This window comes from Nitrococcus sp. (genome assembly GCF_059432795.1).
The window spans coordinates 1-6,214 of the sequence record NZ_JBXWZQ010000027.1; the positions used below are offsets into that span (position 1 = coordinate 1).

6 protein-coding genes and 3 pseudogenes are annotated in these 6,214 nt (G+C 61.6%); 4 read left to right on the forward strand and 5 right to left on the reverse strand.

The window, feature by feature from the left end; genetic code table 11:
- Both AC52Q4_RS02260 and AC52Q4_RS02265 read right to left on the reverse strand, forming a co-directional pair.
- Positions 1-470, reverse strand: a 470-nt coding sequence (locus AC52Q4_RS02260; RefSeq protein ID WP_495535179.1) for a universal stress protein, incomplete at its 3' end; no start/stop codon positions are given.
- A gap of 430 nt (positions 471-900) precedes the next feature.
- The gene (locus tag AC52Q4_RS02265; RefSeq protein ID WP_495535180.1) at positions 901-1,032 is read right to left on the reverse strand and encodes an integrase core domain-containing protein; all 132 of its coding nucleotides are present in this window, start codon (positions 1,030-1,032) and stop codon (positions 901-903) included.
- A gap of 276 nt (positions 1,033-1,308) precedes the next feature.
- Here AC52Q4_RS02265 and AC52Q4_RS02270 point away from each other — a divergent pair, with 276 nt between their 5' ends.
- From AC52Q4_RS02270 to AC52Q4_RS02285, 4 genes and pseudogenes are all read left to right on the forward strand, one after another.
- Complete coding sequence (locus AC52Q4_RS02270; RefSeq protein WP_495535181.1) at positions 1,309-1,650, forward strand: hypothetical protein; 342 nt, start codon at positions 1,309-1,311, stop codon at positions 1,648-1,650.
- Positions 1,651-1,767: 117 nt separating this feature from the next.
- Positions 1,768-3,166: pseudogene (locus AC52Q4_RS02275) on the forward strand (DDE-type integrase/transposase/recombinase).
- Positions 3,163-3,933 (forward strand): ExeA family protein, encoded by a 771-nt coding sequence (locus AC52Q4_RS02280; protein ID WP_495535182.1) that lies wholly within the window; start codon positions 3,163-3,165, stop codon positions 3,931-3,933. Before AC52Q4_RS02275 ends, AC52Q4_RS02280 begins: the two are co-directional and overlap by 4 nt.
- Positions 3,930-4,205 carry a hypothetical protein gene (locus tag AC52Q4_RS02285; RefSeq protein ID WP_495535183.1) on the forward strand — a complete coding sequence of 92 codons (276 nt, stop codon included), beginning with the start codon at positions 3,930-3,932 and terminating at the stop codon, positions 4,203-4,205. Before AC52Q4_RS02280 ends, AC52Q4_RS02285 begins: the two co-directional genes overlap by 4 nt.
- Positions 4,206-4,455: 250 nt before the next feature.
- Here the strand turns inward: AC52Q4_RS02285 and AC52Q4_RS02290 are convergent, their stop codons facing one another.
- The 3 genes and pseudogenes from AC52Q4_RS02290 to AC52Q4_RS02300 all read right to left on the reverse strand — a co-directional run.
- On the reverse strand, positions 4,456-4,953 hold the full coding sequence (locus tag AC52Q4_RS02290) for a hypothetical protein (RefSeq protein WP_495535184.1): 498 nt from the start codon (positions 4,951-4,953) through the stop codon (positions 4,456-4,458).
- 129 nt (positions 4,954-5,082) lie between these two features.
- Positions 5,083-5,436: pseudogene (locus AC52Q4_RS02295) on the reverse strand (DnaJ domain-containing protein); the annotation flags it as partial.
- A gap of 332 nt (positions 5,437-5,768) precedes the next feature.
- Positions 5,769-6,083 (reverse strand): annotated as a pseudogene (locus AC52Q4_RS02300) (transposase); the annotation flags it as partial.
- Between the last annotated feature and the right edge of the window lie 131 nt (positions 6,084-6,214).

Sequence of the window (6,214 nt, forward strand, 5' to 3'; positions counted from 1 at the left end):
GCGACACGTCCGAATAATCCTGCCATGCCTGCCGATGTGTCCATGTAAGGGCGAGGCGCGCGATAGGTCACGACCGGGCAGGGGGCCCGTGCCGCCACGTATTTGACCATGCTGCGCCGCAGCACACCCCGGAGCAGGGAGCGCGGCCGGATCTCCAATACGATGTGCTTTACCCCCTCGCGCTTGGCCACGTCCAGGATTCGGTCCTCGGGCTCCCCGGTCTCCAGGATGTGACGGTAGGGGATCTCGGGGTCGGTTGGCGCGAGGCTCTTTAACATCTGGCCGGGGCGCTGCGAGGAAACTTCGAGGACGCGATGGAGAAGCGCCTCGCCGTCATTGGCGCGGAACGGAACCACGTGCAACAGCAGCAGCGTCGCGGAGTATCTCACTGAGAGGTCGGTCGCCAAGCGCAGCCCGTGCCTGAGATTCCCTTCAAAGTCGGTTGCGAACAAAATTTTTGACTCGGACATCAGCGCTCCCTCAACGCAATGCTTATTTTTAACGTCAAGAGCAACGTCATTTGCTGCATTTTCAAACATGATTACTCTCCACTGGCAGGCGTTGATGAATTAGGCCAGATGCGTCGAACAGACCCTTTTCGCAAAACTATGTTTTGGAGGGGTTACGTCATCCCTGAATACCACTGAGGGTTCGGTTGCACTGAGTATATGCAGAAGAAATGATTAATCATATTTTAATATTTAGAACAATCGATTAAATTATTATTTAATCTGAAATGCGTTTCTAGACATTTCCCATCGATGTCTGCCGAAGCTGTTGAGATGCATTGAACGAAGGAGGGCGGAGCGTGCAACAGCCGAAAAGAAGCTATTCTGACGGGATGCGGCGCTTCCTGGAGGAATTGGCGCGGCTGCAGTGACCCCCTGGTTTTTGCACACCCTACACAGCGACTTGCGCAGGAGTGCGATAGCCGAGGGCCTGGTGCGGGCGCTCGGTGTTGTAGTGGCGCACCCAGGCGGCTATCGCCTCGCGGGCATAGCTGATGGATTCGAAGCGCTGCCGCCCGCACACCAGTCATCCCACCAGGGCAAGAAACGCCGCCATCAGGCCAGCAAAAGCAGAGTTTTTCCGATTCCTTTGCCGCATTGATGAGGAGCTCGCGTGCGCGACGCGTCTGGGGCGTTGTCCGGGATATGTGGAGGGCCGCTGCATGTTGCGGATTACCCTCGTAAGCCCCGCGGGTGTCCGGCTGCGGTGCGAGAGGAATATTCCTGGCGCTTGAGCTTTACCTGCGGACGCTGCAACGCACGCGCAACACCGCCATCGGTACGCTTTGCAGGCCGCCGTGTGTATCTAGCGTTGGTGTTGATGCTGGTCTCACCGCCGGGCAGCTTGTCGAGTCAAGGGCTGTGCGAGTTGTTCAGCATCCCGGCGCGCACGCTCAAGCGCTGGCGGAGGTGGTGGCGGGAGGATTTTCCCTCGACGCCTTTCTGGCAATCGGTGCGCGAACGCTTCATGCCGCCGGTGGAGACCGAGCAGCTACCCCAGGGTCTGCTGGAACACTTCGAGGCCGGCGCGCGGGCGAATCGCCTGGTGCAGGCGCTGCGCTTTATGGCGCCGTTGAGCACCACTCCACGGCCAGGTAATCCGAAGGTCGCCGCGTACCCGCAGAGGATGCCGATAGCCTGACGGTCAAGCGCTTTGTAGCCTGCGACCCATCAACGGTGACCCGGCGATGACGCCGCGATGGGGGGTGACAGTGAGTTTCGAGGACGATGATCTAGCGCAACGGATCGCTGGGCGCGGCTGCGCTTTGCCATCATCGGACCGCTACTGGCGGCACCGCCGGCGGCGGGTGGTCTACGGGCCGCCTTGCAGGCTCTGGCCGCCACGACCTGGCGTCATCCGCTCACAGGGCGTGAGATCCGCTTGGGCGTCTCGACCCTCGAGCGATGGTATTACGCCGCTAGGCAAGCTGCCGATCCGGTGCGGGTGCTGCGCAATCAGGTCCGTCGCGACGTCGGGCATTTCCCGAGCCTGTCGGCCGAGGCCGTACAGGCGCTGACCACGCAGTACCGCGAACACCCAGGCTGGAGCGCGCAGCTGCACCATGACAACTTGCGCGTGAGACTCGCGGGCGCCGACGCGAAGTCTCCCTCGTATCCGAGCGTACGGCGGTATCTGAAAGCCCAGGGGCTGCTGCGCCGACGAGCGCCGAAGCGCACCACTGACGGGGCGATGGCCGCCCGCGAGCGGCTCGAACAACGCGAGGTGCGCAGCTACGAAGTCGAGCATGTGCTGCAGCTCATGCATCTCGACTTCCATCACGGCTCGCGCAAGGTTCTCACCCGGCGCGGCGAATACGTCAAACCGCTCCTGGTCAGCTTCATCGACGATCGCTCACGGTTCTTGTGCCATGCCCCGTGGTACACGAACGAGGGCACCGAAGAGCTGGTTCACGGCCTGTGCCAAGCGCTGCAGAAAGTGGGTCTGCCGCGCTCGCTGATGACCGATCGGGGCTCGGCGATGATCTCGGGCGAGTTCACCGCCGGTCTTCATCACCTGGGTATTTTGCACCTGCCGACCCTCCCGTACTCCCCGCATGTCAACGGCAAGCAGGAGAATCTCTGGGGCCGCGTCGAAGGGCGCCTGCTGGCGATGCTCGAAGGCGAAGAGAACCTCACGCTCGAGCAACTCAACGTGGCGACCCAGGCGTGGATCACCCAGGAATATCACCGCAGCGTGCACAGCGAGCTCGGTACGACCCCCCTCAAGCGGTATCTCGCCGGCCCCAACGTCGCACGCGAATGCCCGGGCAGCGATGACTTGCGCGCCGCCTTCCGCATCGAGGCGAAGCGCAAGCAGCGCCGTTCCGACGGTACGGTGAGTCTCGCTGGCCAGCGCTTCGAAATCCCCTCCCGCTATCGTCACTTAAGCGAGGTGCATCTGCGCTATGCCCGCTGGGACTTGAGCCGCGTCGATTTCATCGATGCGCGCTCAGGCCGGATCCTCTGCCCAGCGCCCACTCGATAAAGCCGCCAACGCCGATGCGCTGCGCCCGCGCGTGGAGCCAATGAGCGCAGAGGCGAGCGCTACACCCGCCGCCGGGATCGCGCCGCTGTTGAAGCAAATGATCGCCGATTACGCTGCCACCGGCCTGCCGCCGGCCTATTTGCCCACCGCCGATAAGGAGGATCCCGCATGAACCAAAAACTCCTGGCCCTGTATGGCCTCAAATGGAACCCGTTCACCCCGGAGGTGCCGATCGAGGCACTCTACGTGACGCCAAAGATCGAGAACTTCTGCTGGCGCATCGAGCAGGCGCATCTGCGCGAGGGCGGCTTCGCGCTGATCCACGGCGATCCGGGCTCCGGCAAAAGCGTCGTGATGCGCCTGCTCGCCGAGCGGCTCGCGCGTCTGGCGGATCTCTGCGTCGGCGTCATCCACCATCCGCAAAGCAACCTGAGCGACTTCTACCGCGAGCTCGGCGATATCTTCGGGATCGCCATGCGGGTCAGCAATCACTGGGGAGGATTTAAGGCGCTGCGCGGGCGCTGGCTCGATCATCTGGGCTCCGCCAGCCGCCGACCCGTCATCCTGGTCGATGAAGCGCAAGAAATGACGCCGATGGTCTTGAATGAACTACGGCTGCTCGCAAGCGCGCGCTTCGACTCGCAATCCTTGCTCTGCGTGGTGCTCTGCGGCGATGCGCGCCTGCTCGATAAGCTGCGCCGCGAGGAACTCATCCCTCTGGGCTCGCGCATTCGCACACGCCTCACCACCGGCGTCGCTACCCGGGAGGAGCTCTTGGCCTGCCTCGAACATCTCCTCGCCAGCGCCGGCAACGCCGGACTGATGACCAAAGAGCTGCGCCATACGCTCGTCGAGCACGCCGCCGGCAACTATCGCGTCTTCATCGCCATGGCGGCCGAACTCCTGATGAGCGCAGCGCGACATCACCGTGCTCGATGAAAAACTCTACCTGCAGATCTTCGCTGCGCCAGAAACTCGAAGTCCACGCCGTACAGCCGGTGCTCTCTGACATGTACAACGATACCGATCTGCTCGCCTTCCCCGAGCTAACCGATGAGGCCGTGGTGGCCCTCAATCAGCTACTCGAATCCTTCTACACGCACTTCCAAAACCACTACTTCGCTCAAATACATCGGTGGCACCACAAACTCGATCAGCGCCAGCAGTACAACAATCAACTGCCGTTGCCACTCGACGATCCGCCGTTCTAACTGTTCCGGATATGACCGCGGCGCAGGCGCCGCGGTCATCGGCACCGCTCGTCCATCGTCAATCGTGAAAATCAGTCCATCAAATAAGCTGATCACTCTCAAGGGCGCCGGCCGGGAAAACGCGGACGCGGCGCCGCCGGCAAGACACCGCTACTGTGGGTGCTGAGCGCGGCGGGTCCCGCATGGGTTATGTTGCGATCAAGGCGATGGGCGCAGTGGACTGTGCTCAAGTGCAGCGCTTTGCCAGCGATCATCTCACCGCTGGCGAGGTGTTGCGCACCGATGCTCTGGCGGCACATGACTGCGGCCGCGCCGAGGAGCAAACGGCAGCCCGGCACCGGCGCCTGCAGAAATCGCCTCGCTCGGCGAGCGCCTTGCCAAAAGGCTCGATGCGCAGGAGGCCGGCAAGGCGCTGCGCGGTCGGCCCGCCTCGGATCGACGCGCCTATCAGCGCTTTCACAAGGCGCTGCTCTAGCAGCGCCTTAGCCGCCGCATCGTCCATCCGAGTCTCTACGCCGAGCGCTTGAGCTTTGATATCGACGAGTAGGCGCTCGCCGCCGCCGAGCGCCTCGATGGCAAGCGGCTGCTGGTCACCAGCCTCGAGGCGCTTGATGCCGAGGCGATCGTCGCGCGTTACCGCTCGCTTGCCGACATCGAGCGCGGCTTTCGAGCGATTGGTGGTGCGGCAAATAAGACCGCGGCAATAAAACGGCTTGGTGGTTTGGTGATTTGGCTTGGCGACCGACAACGCAGCACCCTTTCCGATTTGGAATCGGGTTGGGTCTTTTGCCCCGCCCCGTGAGAGCTCATAACTCGGATTTCAAATCCGAATTGGACAAGCTATTGAATATCCTCACAATAGGTGGCGCTTAGATACACCGCGTGACTGACCGAACCCACGGACGAACACGGCTTCAAAGAAATCACTGAAATCTCCGGTAGCGGTGAACCCACCGCCGCTGAAATCAAACCCGGGTTGCCAACCGGGCGGTGGGCGAAAATCTTGCCCTTCGCGGTAACCGCTGCCGAGCTCATCGTAGGCCTTTCGTTTCTCGGGGTCCTTGAGGACCTCGTAGGCCTCGCGCACTTCCTTGAAACACGCCTCGGCCCCCGGTTCCGTGCTGACGTCGGGATGATATTTACGCGCGAGCTTGCGATAGGCGCGCTTTATTTCGTCCTGCGAGGCATCGCGCTTTACGCCGAGGATCTTGTAGTAATCCTTGAACTCCATAAATCCCGCAGTTCCTGTTGCATATGATTTCTATCCAACGGAAGCATTGCCAGCCGGTCACGCGGATAACATTACTAACGCACTTCTTAGCATGATTACCGGCCGTTTGCTGAAGACGTAACGCCACAGGGCACATTGATTGACTAAGCGCTTGCTGAGCCTGTTCCCTAGGGCCAACCGATGAGCTCTCTCGGGTAATCCGGAATTCGCCCGTAGGGCCAGACAAATGGCTCGGAAGTTATCCCAAGAGCAACGTAGGCAAGCCTACCCGTGCAGGGTTAAGCTGATACAGCCACACTGACGGGCCATACAGCGTTTGGAGTTCCCCCGTTTCAGTGGACAGGTTTGGATTTGAGTTCCAAGGTACGTTCGGCGTGCATCCTCTCGTAATTCACGGGTGATTGGTTACCGATCCCAGAGTGGCGCCGGTGCGGGTTGTACCAGCCTTCGATGAACCGGAATACCGCCCGCCGTGCCTCGGATGGGTTGCGGAACCGACGCCGGTCCAGCAGTTCACACTCCAATGTGGCAAAGAAGCTCTCGGCCATGGCGTTGTCGAAGCAATCACCGACCGAGCCCATCGACGCTCGCACGCCGGCGTCGCGACAACGCGCACCGAAGGCGATGGAGGTGTATTGGGCGGATTCAACGGGTCGTCGCAACATCTCGAAGTTGGAGGTGTTGTATGGGACGACCACGGGGTTGGGTAACGGAGCAGACAGGGCGCGCGCCGATGCGCTCGCCGGGCCGCCCGGGCGTCAATCAGCGGGAGACCAAG